General features: G+C 71.5%; 16 protein-coding genes. 10 read left to right on the top strand and 6 right to left on the bottom strand.

Features of this window, described 5'->3' with window-relative positions; translation table 11 throughout:
* The first annotated feature begins 41 nt into the window (after window positions 1-41).
* The 5 genes from ACF07B_RS39220 to ACF07B_RS39200 are packed head-to-tail and all read left to right on the top strand — an operon-like array spanning window position 42 to window position 3,718.
* On the top strand, window positions 42-341 hold the full coding sequence (locus ACF07B_RS39220; protein ID WP_392182433.1) for a hypothetical protein: 300 nt from the start codon (window positions 42-44) through the stop codon (window positions 339-341).
* Window positions 338-1,372: an FAD:protein FMN transferase gene (locus ACF07B_RS39215; RefSeq protein WP_392182432.1), complete on the top strand. Its 1,035-nt coding sequence runs from the start codon at window positions 338-340 to the stop codon at window positions 1,370-1,372. Before ACF07B_RS39220 ends, ACF07B_RS39215 begins: the two co-directional genes overlap by 4 nt.
* Complete coding sequence (locus ACF07B_RS39210; RefSeq protein WP_392182431.1) at window positions 1,369-2,142, top strand: ferric reductase-like transmembrane domain-containing protein; 774 nt, start codon at window positions 1,369-1,371, stop codon at window positions 2,140-2,142. The genes ACF07B_RS39215 and ACF07B_RS39210 overlap by 4 nt, the downstream gene beginning before the upstream one ends.
* Window positions 2,139-3,455: an NADH-ubiquinone oxidoreductase-F iron-sulfur binding region domain-containing protein gene (locus tag ACF07B_RS39205; protein ID WP_392182430.1), complete on the top strand. Its 1,317-nt coding sequence runs from the start codon at window positions 2,139-2,141 to the stop codon at window positions 3,453-3,455. Before ACF07B_RS39210 ends, ACF07B_RS39205 begins: the two co-directional genes overlap by 4 nt.
* On the top strand, window positions 3,452-3,718 hold the full coding sequence (locus ACF07B_RS39200) for a ferredoxin (protein WP_392182429.1): 267 nt from the start codon (window positions 3,452-3,454) through the stop codon (window positions 3,716-3,718). Before ACF07B_RS39205 ends, ACF07B_RS39200 begins: the two co-directional genes overlap by 4 nt.
* A 180-nt stretch (window positions 3,719-3,898) precedes the next feature.
* Here the strand turns inward: ACF07B_RS39200 and ACF07B_RS39195 are convergent, their stop codons facing one another.
* Window positions 3,899-4,819, bottom strand: a complete 921-nt coding sequence (locus tag ACF07B_RS39195) for a DUF1918 domain-containing protein (RefSeq protein ID WP_392182428.1) — start codon at window positions 4,817-4,819, stop codon at window positions 3,899-3,901.
* 299 nt (window positions 4,820-5,118) lie between these two features.
* Between ACF07B_RS39195 and ACF07B_RS39190 the strand changes: the two genes are divergently transcribed.
* Both ACF07B_RS39190 and ACF07B_RS39185 read left to right on the top strand, forming a co-directional pair.
* On the top strand, window positions 5,119-5,988 hold the full coding sequence (locus tag ACF07B_RS39190; RefSeq protein WP_362391297.1) for a universal stress protein: 870 nt from the start codon (window positions 5,119-5,121) through the stop codon (window positions 5,986-5,988).
* A gap of 91 nt (window positions 5,989-6,079) precedes the next feature.
* Window positions 6,080-7,552 carry an AAA family ATPase gene (locus ACF07B_RS39185; RefSeq protein WP_392182427.1) on the top strand — a complete coding sequence of 491 codons (1,473 nt, stop codon included), beginning with the start codon at window positions 6,080-6,082 and terminating at the stop codon, window positions 7,550-7,552.
* A 269-nt stretch (window positions 7,553-7,821) separates the two neighbouring features.
* Here the strand turns inward: ACF07B_RS39185 and ACF07B_RS39180 are convergent, their stop codons facing one another.
* The 4 genes from ACF07B_RS39180 to ACF07B_RS39165 all read right to left on the bottom strand — a co-directional run bounded on the left by ACF07B_RS39180 (window position 7,822) and on the right by ACF07B_RS39165 (window position 12,408).
* The gene (locus ACF07B_RS39180; RefSeq protein ID WP_392182426.1) at window positions 7,822-8,478 is read right to left on the bottom strand and encodes a potassium channel family protein; all 657 of its coding nucleotides are present in this window, start codon (window positions 8,476-8,478) and stop codon (window positions 7,822-7,824) included.
* The gene (locus ACF07B_RS39175; RefSeq protein ID WP_392182425.1) at window positions 8,475-9,134 is read right to left on the bottom strand and encodes a potassium channel family protein; all 660 of its coding nucleotides are present in this window, start codon (window positions 9,132-9,134) and stop codon (window positions 8,475-8,477) included. The genes ACF07B_RS39180 and ACF07B_RS39175 overlap by 4 nt, the downstream gene beginning before the upstream one ends.
* The gene (locus ACF07B_RS39170) at window positions 9,131-11,851 is read right to left on the bottom strand and encodes a cation-translocating P-type ATPase (protein WP_392182424.1); all 2,721 of its coding nucleotides are present in this window, start codon (window positions 11,849-11,851) and stop codon (window positions 9,131-9,133) included. The genes ACF07B_RS39175 and ACF07B_RS39170 overlap by 4 nt, the downstream gene beginning before the upstream one ends.
* A gap of 113 nt (window positions 11,852-11,964) precedes the next feature.
* A complete protein-coding gene (locus ACF07B_RS39165; protein WP_392182423.1) occupies window positions 11,965-12,408 on the bottom strand; it encodes a CBS domain-containing protein in 444 nt (147 codons plus the stop codon).
* 121 nt (window positions 12,409-12,529) lie between these two features.
* On the opposite strand from ACF07B_RS39165, the gene ACF07B_RS39160 reads away from it, so the two are divergent.
* Together ACF07B_RS39160 and ACF07B_RS39155 are read left to right on the top strand one after the other, a co-directional pair.
* Window positions 12,530-12,712, top strand: coding sequence for a hypothetical protein (locus ACF07B_RS39160; protein WP_392182422.1), 183 nt, complete (start codon window positions 12,530-12,532; stop codon window positions 12,710-12,712).
* A 135-nt stretch (window positions 12,713-12,847) separates the two neighbouring features.
* Window positions 12,848-13,060 (top strand): Hsp20/alpha crystallin family protein, encoded by a 213-nt coding sequence (locus tag ACF07B_RS39155; protein ID WP_392182421.1) that lies wholly within the window; start codon window positions 12,848-12,850, stop codon window positions 13,058-13,060.
* Between the two features lie 29 nt (window positions 13,061-13,089).
* On the opposite strand, the gene ACF07B_RS39150 is transcribed toward ACF07B_RS39155, so the two are convergent.
* Window positions 13,090-15,558 (bottom strand): SpoIIE family protein phosphatase, encoded by a 2,469-nt coding sequence (locus ACF07B_RS39150; RefSeq protein ID WP_392182513.1) that lies wholly within the window; start codon window positions 15,556-15,558, stop codon window positions 13,090-13,092.
* A 377-nt stretch (window positions 15,559-15,935) separates the two neighbouring features.
* Here ACF07B_RS39150 and ACF07B_RS39145 point away from each other — a divergent pair, with 377 nt between their 5' ends.
* On the top strand, window positions 15,936-16,148 hold the full coding sequence (locus ACF07B_RS39145; protein ID WP_392182420.1) for a hypothetical protein: 213 nt from the start codon (window positions 15,936-15,938) through the stop codon (window positions 16,146-16,148).
* The last annotated feature ends 380 nt before the right edge of the window (window positions 16,149-16,528 follow it).

Genomic DNA, 16,528 nt, shown 5'->3' with positions numbered 1-16,528 from the left:
TGGTCAGTAGGAATACCGGCCTTCCGGCGAGGAGTCTCTCCATGCCTTTTCCTGAGCAGCCCGCAGACTCGGACCGATCCGTCCATGACGCCGTCCGGCGTCGTGAACGAGGGCGGCGCCGTGTCAGCGCCACGACCCGCTGGGCGGCGGCCGCGGCCGTCGCGGGGACCGCCGTACTGGGCGCCGGCTACGCACACGTGATCCCCGGGATCGCCCAGACCGCCGCACCCGCCGGTCACGGCAGCGGCACGTCCACCGGCACGAGCGGTGGCCTGCGGCCCTCGGGTCGGGCGCCCACGCCGACCACACAAGCGCCGCAGACCCAGTCGGGTGCGTCGTGAACGCCACACCGGCGGGCACCGTCGGACGCGCCGCGAGCACCACGCTTCCGGCCGGAGCGGCTCACCACGCAACCCCTCGTCCGGCCCACGCCGAGCCCGCCACCGCCGTGTTCGCCGCGCTCGGCACCACGGCCGTGCTCCTCACAGCGGACCCGGCCCGCGCCGACGACGCGCTGCTGATCCTGCGGGCCGAGCTGGCCGCCATCGACGCGGCGTGCAGCCGGTTCCGTCCCGACTCCGAGCTGTCCCGCGCCAACGCCGCCGCCGGCACCTCACCGGTGCCGGTGAGCGCCCTGCTCGCCGAGGCCCTGGAGGCGGCCCTGCGTGCCGCCGAACTCACCGACGGTGCCGTCGACCCCACGGTGGGCCCGGCGGTCGCAGCCCTCGGCTACGACCGCACGTTCGCCGAGGTGGCCGCGCGACGGCCCGAGGACACCGGGCCCGCGACCGCGCCACGGCCGGCCTCGGGCTGGCGCGCCGTCCGCTGGGACCCGACGCTGCGCCTCCTGCGCCTTCCCGCCGGAACCGCACTCGACCTCGGCGCCACGGCCAAGGCCCTGGCCGCCGACCGGGCGGCCCACCGAGCGGCCGCGGCGGTGGGTTGCGGGGTCCTGGTCAATCTCGGCGGCGACCTGTCGGCGGCGGGCGAACCACCGCACGGCGGCTGGCGGGTCGCGATCGCCGACGACCACGCGGCCCCGGACGCGGGACCCGGGCGCCCTGTCATCTCGATTCGCGACGGCGGCCTTGCCACGTCCGGCACCGCCGTACGGTCCTGGCGGCGCGACGGCCGGACGCTCCACCACATCGTCGACCCGGCCACCGGCGACATTCCGCCGCCCGTCTGGCGCACCGTCAGCGTCGCCGCAGGCAACTGCGTGGACGCCAACACCGCCACGACCGCCGCCCTGGTCCTCGGCGAACGCGCCCCCTGCTGGCTGCGCGGCACCGGACTGCCGGCCCGCCTCGTCCGCACCGACGGAAGCGTGCTGTACCTGGGAGCCTGGCCCGCCGATGGAGCCGACCGATGAACGGCGCCGCCCTGCTCGCCTCGGGCCCGAGCCCGCTCTGGTATGCCACCCGGGCCGGCGGTACGGTGTCGCTGGTCCTGCTGACCGCGACGGTCGCGCTCGGCATCGCCGCGGCGGGACGGTACGCGCCGGTGCGCCTGGGGCGGTTCGAGGTGTCCGCGCTGCACCGCAATCTGTCGCTGCTCACCCTGGCCTTCCTGGCGCTGCACATCGTCACCGCGATCGCCGACAGCTACGCCCACCTCACCTGGCCGACGGCCTTCGTGCCGTTCATCGGCTCCTACCGTCCGCTGTGGGTGGGCCTGGGCGCGGTCGCCCTCGACCTCCTGCTGGCGGTCGCGCTCACCAGCGCGATCCGCGGGCGGCTGGGCCACCGCCGCTGGAAGGCGGTGCACTGGCTGGCGTACGCGGCATGGCCGGTGGCGCTCTTCCACGGGGCCGGAACCGGCACGGACACCCGCCTGAGTCCGCAACTGGCGCTGTACGCCGCTTGTCTGCTGACCGTCACGGCCGCCGTGTGGTGGCGGCTGGTGCGGGCCGGGACGCGGGCGGCCCCGGTCCGCAGGTGGGTGACGGCGGCCTTGCTGCTGGTGCCCGCGACGCTGGTCGCGTTCCTGGCTGTGGGGCCCTTGCGGCCCGGCTGGGCTCACCGTGCCGGTGGGGCGGCGCCCACGCCGGTGCCCGCCACTGCCCCGGCGGTCCCCCACCAGTCGCCGACGCCCCAGCAGCCCACCCAGGAAGACGAACACGAGGGAGACGACGGCGAATGAACCACGACACGGGGACCGTCCTCGCCGGAGAACATCCGGCGGCGCCCTGCGGCCCGCACGGCGAACGCCTGCTGTCCGGCTGGTACGACACCGGCCGGCCCGCCGACCTCACGGAACACCTCGCCCGCTACGGCCCTCCGCCGCTGTTGCAGGCACGCAGCCGCGGGAGCGCCATGCCGCTGGTGCGCGCCGTGGAGGAGGCCGGGCTCACCGGCCGGGGCGGTGGGGGCTTTCCGGCCGGCCGCAAGCTCCGGTCGGTCGCCGGGGCGAAGGGGCCGGCCGTGGTTGTCGCCAACGGGATGGAGAGCGAGCCGGCCAGCCACAAGGACGAGGTGCTGCTCTCCTTCGCCCCGCACCTCGTTCTGGACGGCGCGGCACTGGCCGCCGTCGCGGTCGGCGCGGAAGCGGTGCATCTGTGTCTGCCCCGCACCCGGGCGGCGCAGGTCGACCAGCTCACCGCGGCGGTCGCCGAGCGGCGCCGTGCCGGGATCGACCCGGCACGGGTACAGGTCCACGCGTTGCCTCATCACTTCGTCTCCAGCGAGGAGACGTCCCTGGTGAACTGGCTGAACGGCGGCGACGCCCGCCCTCGGTCCACCCCGCCGCGCCCCTTCGAGAAGGGCGTCGGGAAACGGCCCACTCTGATCGGCAACGTGGAGACCCTGGCCCACCTGGCGCTGATCGCCCGCTACGGCCCCGCATGGTTCCGCGAGAGCGGAAACTCAGGAGTACCGGGCACCACGCTGGTCACGGTCTCGGGCGTCGTGCATCGGCCGGGGGTGTACGAGATCCCGGCGGGAAGCCCGGTGACGGCGGCACTCAGCCGTGCCGGCGGCCCGCGGGGACGGCTCGGCGCCGTGCTCGTGGGCGGCTTCTTCGGCGGCTGGCTCCCGGTGCCGCTGAGCAGCACGGCTCCGGACCGGGGGGCGGGCGTCCTGGTGGCACTGCCCGAAGGCGCCTGTGGGCTGGCCGAGACGGCAGCCGCGCTCGGCTACCTGGCCGCGCAGAGCGCCCGCCAGTGCGGGCCGTGCCGGTTCGGCCTGCCGTCCGTCGCCGAGGACTTCGCCGCGCTCGCCCGGGGTCATGCGGACGCCCAGTTGCTGACGCGGCTGCACCACCGCCTCGGACTGCTCCCGCGACGCGGCGCGTGCAGCCATCCCGACGGCGCGGCGCGGCTCGCCGCCTCGGCGCTGCGGGTCTTCGCCGACGATGTCATCCGGCATGTACACACCGGACCGTGCGGAGCCGCGTTCGCCCCCCTCGTCCTGCCGGTGCCCGCGGCCCGGCCTCCGGAGGAGGGCGATTGGCGATGACCCGTACCCGGACCCACGTCCTGGCCGTCGATTTCGCCGCCTGTGACGGCCACGGTCTCTGCGCCGAACTGCTGCCCGAACTGATCGGCTCCGACGAATGGGGCTATCCCGTGCTCCGGGACTCCGCGGTCCCGCCGGACCTGCTCTCCCACGCCCGACGCGCGGTCGCCGCGTGCCCGGTGATGGCACTTCGTCTGGACCGCGTGCCCGCTCCCGCGTCCCACCAGCCCCCGGGACGCACCTCTCGGCCGGCAGGCTCTTGACGTCTCCCCGGGCGCGACGGTCACCGCTCGATCAGCCAGCATCACGCGAATGGCTGATTCCTCCGAGTCGGGCACACTGATCTCCAGCCGACCGCTCCGGCGTCGCACGCCGATGCCCCAGTGACCGCGATAGCGCCGTCGCACCGCCCGCTCGGCGCCGCTGCACGCCATCGTGACCGGCTACTGATCGGCCGGAGTGATACGGCGGCCCGTGAGGCTCGTGGGCCGGATCGACACCCACATGTCGCGCTCACCGCCCGCCCAGGGTGCGGTGTGCGCGTGCCGGGCGAGCCTGCTCACGGCCCCGGGGTCCGTCACCACACCGGCGAGGCCGACCGCGAGCACGCTCCAGCCCCGACTCAGAGCGTCGTCCACGTGGTCGACCTCGAACGCGACCTCGGCTCCTGCGGCGGCAGCGGTCACCGAACCGGGGGTGGTCCGGAAGGCGATGGCGTCGTCGACGACCTCGTAATTGACCGGGACGACCGCCGGGCGGCCGTCCGACGTCTGCACCGAGACGCGCCCCACGCCGTGTGTGGAGAGCAGGGCCCGGCATGCGTCCGGGCTGAGGTCCAGCAACTGAGGGTGAAGCAGTGCTTGGCCCTGCCCAGGCGGGAGATCGGTGCCTCCACCGCGTAGAGCGGGGACGGTGGTGCCCAGCGCGTCGGCCAGCCCGATGAGGGTCGCCAGGCTCGGGTCGGCGGGCCGTTCCTCCACGTAGGCGAGGTAGCCCGGTGACATGTGGGCCCGGCCGGCTGTCTCCTCCCGGCTGAGCCCCTGTCGCCGGCGTTCGGCGGCCACGCGTCGGCCGATGTCCCCAGGGTCGGGTGCCCGGGGCGCTGGGGTGGCAACAGAGCCGCCTCCCGCCTCACCTGTGCCCGGCTGCGCCTCGCGTGCGGTCATCGGCTCCTCATGCTCGAGATGGCGGACGTGGGCATCAGGTCCGGGAAAGACGAGCGTCACTTCGTCCGTGTCCGACCAGTGCACGTCGTACGGGGGCGTGCCGTCCTCGTGGTGGAGTCCGACGATCTCGCCGTCGCGTCTGGCGGCGCCGGTCGCCTGGCTTTCGATGACGAGTTGGTCGCCGAGGTGAGCTCGCATGATCGCCGCCCTCTCCTCAGAATGGGGTTGTATCCAACCTGCCACGCAGGACAGGACGCCGCATGGGCGGCACAGGTCCGCGCCGAGGCGGCGCCGATCAGTCACCATGCTCGTGTCGCCGCTCATCCCGGATCCCGCGCCTCCGCTCCTCCTTCGTGGCTCCACATGCGCCACGAAGGGGTTGGGGGCGATGCTGAGAGAACGCATCTCCCCGGTGCGCAGGCGACGCACGGATCAAGCTCGGGTCGCGGACTCGTTCACCATCATTTCCAGCTTCGTACGAGATGGAGACCGCCGCCATGCAACCAGCCGTCACCGTAGGCCTCGACGGATCGCCCGAGAGCCTGGCCGCCGCCCGCTGGGCCGCCGACGAAGCCGAGAAGCGCAAGCTCACCCTGCGCCTGCTGCACGCGTGGCCGATGCTGGCGCCGGAACCGCCCCGGGCCGCCGCTGAAGTCGATCAGAACTATTGGGCGAAGCGGCTGGTCCACACCGCGCAGGCAGAGCTCCAAGCCCGCCATCCGGGCCTGACCGTCGTCGGCAATCTGGTCGCCGACGACGCCCAGAGCGCCCTGCTCCAAGCGGCGTCGGAGTCCGAGATCACGGTGCTCGGTACGCGCGGCCTGGAGTCCGTCGAGAGCTATTTCCTGGGTGACATCAGCATGCCCGTCGTGGCACGCGCCGAACGGCCGGTGGTGCTGGTCCGCGCCGACCTCCGGGAGCGGAGAGCGCCCACCGCACCCGCGAGCCCCGTGGTCGTCGCGCTGAAGCTGCACGGGTCCTCCGACGACCTGCTCGCATTCGCGTTTCGGACCGCCGCGGCCAGAGGTGTACCTCTCCTGGCTGTCCACGGTCGCAGCGTGCCGCTCCACGCACATGTGCCCTGGGGCGTGGACCACGGGGTCACCGAAGAGATGACGCGCGAGGCCCATGAGGAGGTGAGCAAGGCGCTGTACCGGTGGCGCGAGAAGTACCCGCTGGTGGAGGTGGCCGACAGCATCCTTCTCGAAAGCCCTGCCAAGGCCGTCGTACGGTCCGCCGAGGGCGCCGCGCTGCTCGTGGTGGGCCGGCGCCGACACCGTCATGGTCTGGCGCCGCACCTGGGGCCGGTGGCGCAGGCCGCCATTCACCACGGGCGCTGCCCGGTCGCCGTCGTTCCTCATGAGTGAGCGAGGCCCCGACCGGACGCCGGGGCCTCACGTCGCCGCCTCGCCCCGATCGGGTGTCCGGCACGACGGTGACCCGCTGTCCCGCGCGGGTGTGTGTGAGACCCACACTGCGGTCTTGTTCTTCGTCGGCGACCGTGCCTACAAGCTCAAGAAGCCGGTCGATCTGGGCTTCCTGGACTACACCACGGTGACGGCGCGACGGGTCGCGTGCGAGCGGGAAGTCGCCCTCAATCGTCGGTTCGCCCCCGACGTCTACCTGGGCCTGGGAGAGTTTCGAGATCCAGACGCGTCGGCCGAACCGATCGTGGTGATGCGCCGCATGCCGGAGGACCGCCGCCTCTCCCGTCTCGTCGGCACAGGAGCGTACGTCGACGACATCCTGCGGGCCGTCGCCCGGCAGGTCGCCGCCTGGCACGCGAAGGCGCCGCGTGGGCGTGACGTGGCCGAGCAGGGTACCCGGGACGCCCTGTCGTCACGGTGGGAAGCCAGCTTCGCGCAGGTCCGCGGGTTGTGCGCCGACAGCTCCGTACCCGAGGACCTGGCGGAGGTCGAGACGTTGGTGCGCCGCTACCTTGCCGGCCGTGAGCGGCTGTTCGATACCCGCATCGAGCAGGGGCGCGTGGTCGACGGCCACGGTGACCTGCTCGCCGAGGACATCTTCTGCCTTGACGACGGTCCTCGGGTTCTGGACTGCCTGGAGTTCGACGACCGTCTGCGCTATGTCGACGGTCTGGATGACGCGGCCTTCCTCGCCATGGACCTCGAACAGCGCGCCGCCCCGGAGGCCGCGGCGTACTTCCTCGCCCGGTACGGTGAGTATTCCGCCGATCCCGCGCCCCCCTCCCTCTGGCACCATTACGTCGCCTACCGTGCGTTCGTCCGTGCCAAGGTCTCCCTCATCCAGGCCCGGCAGGGCGCCGTGGGCGCGGAGGCGGCGGCGCGGCGGTTCACCTCGGCGGCGCTGCGCCATCTGCGCACGTCCGCTGTCTGCCTCATCGCCGTCGGCGGACTGCCGGGCAGCGGGAAGTCCACCCTTTCCGGAGCTCTGGCCGACCGGCTGGGAGTGACCCTGCTCAGCAGCGACCGGATCCGCAAGGAACTCGCGGGCATCCCCGCCGAGCAGTCCGCGGCGGCCGGATACCGCGAGGGCCTGTACACGCCCGAGTGGACCATGAGGACGTACACAGCCCTGCTCGACCGCGCAGCCGCCCTGCTGTCTTCCGGAGAGTCCGTCGTCCTGGACGCCACCTGGACCGATGCCGCGCAGCGCGAAGCAGCTCTGCGCGTGGCCGAACGCACCAGTACGGACCTGGTGGCCCTGCACTGCCAGGTTCCGGGCGACGTATCGTCCACCCGCCTGAGCACACGTACGGCCGGTGTGTCCGACGCCGGCCCGGACATCGCCACCGCCCTGGCGGCCGCCGAACCGCCATGGCCCGAGGCGGTGCCGGTCGACACCAGCGGGGCGCTGGAGTCCGCGGTCGCCCGGGCAGTCGCCGCCGTGCGCCCGTGGGGCACCGGTCAGGCGCCGGTCTTCCGCCGCCCCTACATGGAGCCGGACTGACGCCGGCGCTGACCGTGTCGCCCCGGCGTGGAGACTTCCGCGAGGTGAAGGCGGTCCCGCCCACCACCCAGAACCGGACGGCCGTCGAGGAGGACGTGCCCAGGGCGGTCCAGGCGCGCCTGGACAGGAGGGGACCGCTGCTGACGATGAGGAGCTGACCCGCCTGCGCGACCGGGTCGTCCGCAATCACGATCCCCGCATCTCCTGCGCCGCCCTCTTCCTCGAACAGGGCCGAGGCGTTCCGAGGCCAGGGTGCTTTCCGGCTTCGGTCACTGGAAGGCCGCGTGGATCTCCTGCTCGGTCGCCTCGTGCGACACGAGCAGCAGTTCGTCGCCCGGCTGGAGTCGTACCCCGGGGTCGGGAACCGTGGGCCGGCCGTCGCGGACGACGGTGGCGACGACCGTGCCGGCGGGCAGAGGGATCTCGCTCAGTGTGTGGCCCGCGGCCCGGGACCCCTCGGTGATCGCGGTTTCGATGACTTCGACACCCGCCTTGCTCAGCCGCAGGAGTGCCACGGTGTCCGTGGCACCGGTGGCCTCCTCGATGAGGGAGATCAGTGGGGTGGCCGCGGGTACGGCCACGTCCACGCCCCACTGCTGGTCGAAGAGCCAGGCGTTCTCCGTGTCGTTGACGCGTGCGGCCACCCGTCCCACTCCGAACCGCCGCTTGGCGAGCAGGCTGATGACGAGGTTGTCCTCGTCACAGCCGGTCGCGGAGATGACGAGATCGCAGCTGGACGCTTCGGCGCGCTCCAGGAGGAAGGAGTCGCAGGCGTCGCCGGCCATCAGGCGCACGCGTGGCAGGGTCGCAAGCGCCGCAACGCGGTCGTCGTCCTGCTCCACGAGGATCACGTCGTTGTGCGCGGCGGAGAGCACCTGGGCGATCTGGGTGCCGAGACGGCCCGCGCCGACGATGAGGATCTTCACGTTCCCAGCTCCTTGTCGAGGAAACCGCGCAACCGGCCGAGCGCGGTCGCGGCGACGGCGAAGGTGACCAGGTCTCCCGGCTCGGCACAGACACCGTGAGCGGGCAGCAGCGAGCGGCCGGCGCGGGTGACCTCCACGACGCGGATCTCGCCGTCGACGTCGAATGCGGACAGCCGCCGCCCGGTGAGGTAGGCCGGCACCTGGGATCGGACCAGGCGGGTCTCGCCGTTGCCGAAGGTGAGTTCGGCGGTGAGGTGACGGTGCAGCAATGTCTGGTGGATACGGCTGACTGCCCAGCGGACGCTGGAGATGGCCGGGATGCCCAGCTCCCGGCAGAGGTCGGCACGTCGGGGATCGTGGATGCGGGCGAGGACGACCGGGACCCGGTAGGCCTCCTTCGCGGTTCGCGCACTGACGATGTTGCTGTTGTCCCCGGAAGTCACCGCGACCAGTGCGTCCGCGTCGACGATGCCGGCCTCTTCCAGCACGGAGCGACTGAAGCCGTTGCCCACGAGGAAGGCGCCGGGGAAGCCTGTGGGCAGAAGCCTGCGCGCCCTGGGATCACGGTCCACGAGACATACGCCGTGGCTCTCGGTGACGAGCTGCGTGGCGAGGGTCGAACCGACCTGCCCGCACCCGACAATGACCACTCTCATCGTGTTTCTCCCTTCCCGGACGTGCTCCGGTGCCGCAGCACCCACTTGCGGGCTTCTTCGGCGGCCAGGAGGAGCACACCGAATCCGGTGAGAACCGCCCAGTCGGTGAGGGTCAGCGGGGCGGTGTTGAAGACCGCCTGGAGCGGGGGCGCGTAACTGATGGCGGCCATCAGCGCGATGCCGAAACAGCCGGCGCCGATCAGCCATGGATTGCTCAGCAGTCCGGCCCGGAAGACGCTCTGCCGGTCGGTGCGGACCGCCAGCGCGTTGAAGAACTGGCTGACGACGATGCCGGCCTGGACCATGGTGATCGCCTCCCGGTAGACGGGTGTGTCCCTGGTGAAGTCCGCGTACGGGATTCCGGAGGCGTGGATGTGCCAGAAGAAGACGGCGCACACGCCGAGGGCCTGAACGCCGCCGAGGAAGAGAACGCGCCCCATGACAGCCGTCGAGAAGAGCCGCTCCCTGCGCGGTCGCGGCGGGCGGTCCATCACGTCGGGTTCCATCGGCTCCGCGCCGAGTGCCAGCGCGGGCAGGACGTCCGAACCGAGGTCGATGGCGAGGATCTGTACGGCCGTGATCGGCACCAGGGGGAACCCGACGAAGGTGGCCACGAGGATCGGCACGAGTTCGGCGATGTTGTGGCTGAAGAGGTAGATCAGGAACTTACGGATGTTCCGGTAGACCGAGCGGCCCAGTCCCACCGCGGTGGTGATGGAGGCGAAGGAGTCGTCGAGCAGCACCATCAACGCGGCCTCACGGGCGACATCGGTGCCGGAGGCGCCCATCGCCACGCCGATGTCCGCGTGTTTGAGCGCGGGGGCGTCGTTGGCGCCGTCCCCCGTGACGGCGACCACCTCGCCGCGCCGCTGGAAGGCCGTGACCACACGCATCTTGTGCTCGGGACTGACCCGGCACAGCAGCAGCTCGGTGGAACCGGCCAGCAGACCATCCAGCCCGCCGTCGTCGAGATCGTCCAGCTGAGCGCCGGTCACCACGGTAGGGGCCGGCTCGCGCACGATGCCGACGCGGCGGGCGACGGCCTCCGCGGTCAGGGGATGGTCGCCGGTGACCATGACGATGCGGATACCGGCCCGTCGGCACGCGTCCACCGCTTCCCGCACCTCGGGCCGAGGCGGGTCGTACATCCCAGCGAGACCCAGCAGAGTCAGCTCCGACTCGACGTCGCCGAGCGGTGGGTGGGGCCCGGCCGCCCGCCGCCGGGCGACCGCCAGGACCCGCAGCCCCTGCCCGGCCATGCCGTCCGCGGCCGCGGCCACGTCGGTGCGCGTGGCATCCGTCAGCGGTGTCTTCGTGTCCCCCTGGCTCATGGCATCGCAGCGGGAAAGCAGCTCGAGCGGTGCGCCCTTGACGTACACGAGGTACGTCCCGTCGCCGTCGCGGTGCACGGTGCTCATCAGCTTGCGGGAGGAGTCGAAGGGATATTCCGCCACCCGTGGTGTCCGGGCCTCCTCCTGAGCCGGGTCGAGTCCGGCCTTCGCAGCCGCCACCAGCAGGGCACCCTCGGTGGTGTCTCCGAGTACCCGCCACCCGTCCCGCCCGGTCGGCGGTACGAGCCTGGCGTTACTGCACAGGGCCGCGGCCCGCAGCAGCTCCCGTACCCGGCTCGCGTCGGTGACCTCGCCGACCGGGGCGTATCCCACGCCGGCCACCGCATACGACGCCCCGTCCGCCCACAGCCGTACGACAGTCATCTCGGCCTGCGTCAGCGTGCCCGTCTTGTCGGTGCACACCACGCTCGTCGAACCCAGCGCCTCCACCGCGAGCAGCTGCTTGACGAGCGCGTGACGACGGGCCATACGGCGGACACCGATCGCCAGCGACACGGACAGCGTGGCCGGCAGCCCCTCCGGCACGAGCGCGACCATCACGCCCAGTGAGAAGACGAAGGTGTCGACGAACGACTGCCCGCTGGGCAGGCGCACCGCGAACAGGATCGCGCCGGTGGCGAGTGCGACGCCCGCGACCCGGCGGGCCATGGCGGCGACCTGGAGTTGCAGCGGGGTCCGCTGCCTCGGGGCGGCGGCCGCGAGCCGGAAGATCCGTCCGAACTCGGTGTCGGTACCCGTCGCGAACACCACGGCCTTGCCCGTGCCCGCGACCAGGTCGGTGCCCATGAAGACGCAGTTGCGCGACTCCAGGGCCGGACCGGCCGGACCGGCCGCCGTGATCCGCGTGACGGGATCGCTCTCCCCGGTGAGCGCGGCGTTGTTGACGGCGGCCTCCTGGGCCTCGACCAGTCGGCAGTCGGCCGGCACCGCGTCCCCTGCCTCCAGAACCACCACGTCGCCCGCCACCAGATCTCGCGCGGGCAGCTCCCGCCGCTCCCCGTCGCGCAGCACGCGGCAGGTGTGCGGCACCATCGCCTGCAGAGACTCCGCCGTGCGTTCGGCGGAGTACTCCTGGGCGAAGCCGATGCCGGCGTTCAGGAGCACCACTCCGAGGATCGCCACGGCCAGTTGAAGGGTGGCCGGATCCCGGGGCTGTCCCAGGACGTACGCGAGGAAGGTGATCGCCGAGGCGACGAGCAGCACGACCGCGAAAAGGTCGGTGAACTGCGTGACCACTTGACGCCATACATGGCCATGGCTCACGCGGGGGAGCTCGTTGGGGCCGTAGCGGGCCTGCCGCTCGGCTGCCTCGGCCGGGGTGAGACCGCGCAGAGCACTGCCCATGGCGGCGAAGACATCGGGCACCGACAAAGAGGGGAGGGACGATGCGACATCCGGCCGCTCCAGAGGCGGCGCTGGTCGCACGGGCGGCCCGCCCTCGCGCAGAGCGGCCGTCCCATCCCCGGCCGACTGGTGGCTCATCCTGGTGATCCGGCCGACGGCGGCGGCTCTTTCAGGACGCTCCAGGCGACCGGGCCGAGCAGGTCGGAGAGCCTGCGGAAGACGTCGAGAAACAGGTCGTCGATCGTGAGCACGCCGACGACCCGGCCTGCCTCCAGGACCGGAAGCCGGCGGATTCCCGTGCGACGGAACGTCCGGTAGGCCACCTGGAGCTCGTCGGCGGCGTCGACCGTGGTGACGTTCGGCGACATGACCCTGTCCACCCGGGCGCTCCTGTCGAGACCCTCACCCAAGCCGCGCACGGCGAGGTCGCGGTCGGTGACTATGCCGTGCAGCGCTCCGTGATCGACCACGAGAACGGAGCCGACGGCGTGCTCGGCCATCTGTCTGGTCACCTCGCTCAGGGGAACGTCAGGTGCCACGCACACCGGAGGAGCAGTCATCACCTCCGAGATCTTCATGCGACTACTCCTTCCTCTCTGCGGTGTCCGCGTTATTGGACGTCAAGGAAATCGGCTGCCACAGGCCGCCGGGTCTCGCCGTACCCTCGGGGCCGCAGCCGATCCGGATCGCCATCTGGACGTGTGCCGTGGCCGAGAACATGTCGCGACGGCCCACCGGATCTGCGACCACTCCAGGGACTGGGGCGTCACCGAGGTGACCAGCGCGTCCCTGGTGGCCTGGAGCAGGACCCGGCCCTCCGGTCCCGCGGGCGCGGACACAGCCCTCGCCTCCCTGCGGCGGCGCGGGGAGTGCCGCCGCTGATTCCATGGAAGGCTTCGGCGGCGCAGTCCTGCCAGGGGCCATTGGTCCCCAAGGCGGTCCGGCTGACCCTCCGCCGCGGCGGGACCAGCCACCGTGTGCGGGCCGTGATCGCGGAGTAGCGGGAGAAGGTCGGTCGTGACGTCGGGCATGGCTCCTGAGGACATCGACGCCGTGATCAGCGACGGGGTGCTGACAGTCCAGGCCGAACGCACCGAACAGGACGTGGACAAGAACCACAGCGAGATCCGGTACGGCGCCATGAGCCGCGGTGTGACGCTGCCGCCCCGTGCGGGCCCGCCGTCGCCGGTCCACCGGCCTCACCTCACGCGATCCCTCCCCGGTGACTGACCTGACCCACTGCTCCGAGACACTCGGTATCACCGATCAGTGACTTGGCCTGCCGACCGGCCCTGCGTCGGCTCGTTCGGGGTGGTGATCTCTGCCCAGATCGTCTTCCCTCCGGGCAGGTGGCGCGTCCCCCAACGCTCGGCCAGTTGGGCGACCATCATCAGGCCGCGCCCGCCTTCGTCGAACATGCGGGCCCGGCGCATGTGCGGAGCGGTGCTGCTGCTGTCGGACACCTCGCAGATGAGCGCGGCGCCCCGGATCAGGCGCAACTGGACGGGAGGGGCACCGTAGCGGATCGCGTTGGTGACCAGCTCGCTCACGATCAACTCGGTCGTGAAGGTGATCTCGTCCAGTCCCCAGTCCGACAGTCGCTGGGAGACCTCGCTCCGCGCGTCGGCCACTGCCACTGGATCGGAGGGCAGGTCCCAGGTGGCGACCTGGCCCGAGTCGAGAGACTGGGTGCGTGCCAGCAGGAGAGCGACGTCGTCCGATGGCTGGGCGGGGAGCATCGTCTGGATCAGGTCGTCGCAGGCGGCGTCCAGCGAGTGCGAGGGCTGCTCCAGGCGTTGGAGCAAGAGAGCCATGCCCTGGTCGAGGTCGTGTTCCGGGACTTCGATGAGGCCGTCCGTGTACAGCGCCAGGAGGCTGCCTCGGGGCAGTTCCCGTTCGACGGCTTCGAAGGGGAGTCCGCCCATCCCCAGCGGCGGTCCGGCGGACAGTTCGATGAATTCGGCCGTGCCGTCGGGCGTCACACAGACGGGTGGGGGATGGCCCGCGGCGGCGGCCCTGCACCGGCGCGAGATGGGGTCGTAGACCAGGTACAGACAGGTGGCGATGAGATCGGTGACCATGTCGCCCCCCGGATCCGAGGCCGTGCCCTCCTCGGTCCGGAGGCGGGTGACCAGGTCGTCGAGGTGGACGAGGAGTTCCTCGGGAGGCAGGTCGACGTCGGCCAGCGTGCGCACTGCGGTCCGCAGCCGTCCCATGGTCGCTGAGGCGCGCAGACCGTGGCCGACGACATCACCGACGACCAGGGCGACCCGTGCGCCGGACAGCGGGATCACGTCGAACCAGTCCCCGCCCAGCCCGGCCTGGGAGCGAGCCGGCAGATAGCGGTGAGCCACTTCCACGGCGTCCTGGGCGGCGACCCGCTGAGGCAGCAGACTGTGTTGCAGGGCCAGGGCGGTGGTCCGCTCGCGGGTGAAGCGGCGGGCATTGTCCACGGCGACGGCCGTGCGAGCGGCGATCTCCTCCGCGAGCAGCAGGTCGTCGTCGTCGAAGGGATGCCGGTGCCGGTGGCGCACGAGCACGGCCACCCCGAGCGTGATACCCCGGGCGCGCAGCGGGACGACCACGACCGAGTGCATTCCGAAGGATCGGACCTTCTCGGCGCGTTCGGGGTCGGCCGCCTGCCAACTCCCCACGGCTTCGTCCAGGGTGCGGTGCAGCGAGGACTCGCCGGTGATCAGGCAGCGGACGGGGGGTGAGGATTCCGGGTAGTAGTCGACATTTCCTGTCTGGACGACCGACTCCGGTACACCAGGCAGGACGGATTGTTGCGCGACGCGGCACAGACCGATGGAACCTTCGCCGGAGGGTCTGGGTTCGACGCCACGCAGCAGCGAGTCCAGTAGGTCGATGCTGACGAAGTCGGCGAGTCGGCCCACCGCTATGTCGGCCATTTCCTGTGCAGTGCGGATCACGTCAAGGGTGCTGCCCACCTGTGCGCTGATGTCGTTGAGCAGGGCCAGTCGCTCTCGTGCCCGGTGCCGTTCTGTGACGTCGAGCGCGATGAGCTGAACGTGGCGTATCTCGCCGGCCGGGTTTCTGACAGGGGACACGGTGACAGCCCAGTGGCGTCCGTGGGCTTCGGGACGCGGTCGGCCACGTACTTCGAAACGCTCCGGCTTCCCGGTCTCGAAGACTCTGCGCATCCCCGCTTCGACCTTGGTGCCGATGTGGGGAGGGAGAATGTCGGTCACACGTCGGCCGCGCACCTCTCGCTCGGAGAGCCCCAGCGCGCGGACCGCGCCGGCACTTCCGCGCAGGGCCCGCAATTCGGCGTCATAGATCATCACAGGCAGATGGCACTGGGCGAAGGCTTCTTCCGCTGTCGCCTCGGCCTCATACGGAAGTGACGCCGGACGCGGAGACGACTGCTGCGACGGCGTGGCCACGATGAGCCACTGTGTGCTCCCGTCGCGGTCGAGTGACGCGTAGGCCCGGAGCTCGGCTTCCGCGTCATGGCCGTCCCGGTGTCGCAGAGGGGGCGTCCCCCGCCATTCTCCGTCGGCTGACGAGAGATCCACAGGGACGTCGGCGTTCCGGCCGAGCAGACCGGAAGCCGGACGCCCGACGATATCCTCGGCCGGATACCCGAGAAGCTCCTGGGCACCGGTGCTCCACGCCGTCACGATCCCGCGCGCGTTCACGACCGCCGTGGCCGCGGTGACCGGATCCGGAAACCGGCCGTTTCCGAGGGACCCGGCGTTCTCCATGTTCATTGATCGCCCATCCTGCCCTCGGGTTCAGGGCCCGCAGGGGCACGGGTGCAGCCGCGGCGCGGCGTACGTGTTACTCCGGCGCGTCGGCCTCTCCCTCACTTGTATCCCCTCTTGCCCGTGAACGCAGGTCGGCGACTGAGGCGCGGGGAGACGCGGAGCCGAGAATGCTCCGGAGCCGACCTCCCCGAAGGGTGGCTGGCCGACCAGCTTTCGGACCGTACCGGTTCGTCCGCAGCGCATGCCCCGCCGGACCCGGCGGGGCAAGGGCCCTTCCCGCCTCAGTTCGCACCTTCTGGCTCATGTGCCCTGATTCCCGACGGAGTTGGCTGGAGCCGAAGGCAAACAAGGACGACTCGGAGGGAGTGAGAACAGTGGGTACGAGTCTCACACCGGAGTTCTGGACGATGTTCGCGGTACTCCTCGTCGCCGCCATGGGCGTCACGTTCGTCGCCACGGCGACGCTCGACGCGTTCGCCGTCCGGTTGCTGCGCCGTCACATGCACAGCGCACCGACGGTCGCGCCGTCACGATCAGCGAACAGGGACGACGGCGTGCCTGTCGGGCGAGACCGGCTTCACCGTTGACCTGGTGAGTGTCCGTACTCCTGTACAGCCGCTTGCGCCTGCACAGGGGGCGATGTTCACTGCGGTTCTCCCTGCGGAGCATGTCCTTCGAGCGCTCGACGTCGTCGCCGAGGAAGGCCTTGGTGGGGGTGTTCTGCGACGCCAGGTGATCCACTACATGCTTCACAAGGCCCAACAGCCTTTGACCAGAGGGCCGTTCGGCCCTCTGGTCGCGGACCTTCGGCATCCGTCGCCGACCGGCGTGCACGGTCAGAGTGAGGGGTGTCAGACACCGACCCGATCGCGCTCGAAGGGAATCCCGACCATGGCCGTGCACGAGCACCCTCACCGGAGCTCCGGCTTCCACCTGCCGTCGTTCCGCAGGAACCGGACCGCCTCCG

The organism is Streptomyces sp. NPDC015532 (assembly GCF_043078065.1).
Taxonomy (GTDB): Bacteria; Actinomycetota; Actinomycetes; order Streptomycetales; family Streptomycetaceae; genus Streptomyces.
This window is presented reverse-complemented; position numbering and strand designations above follow the sequence as displayed.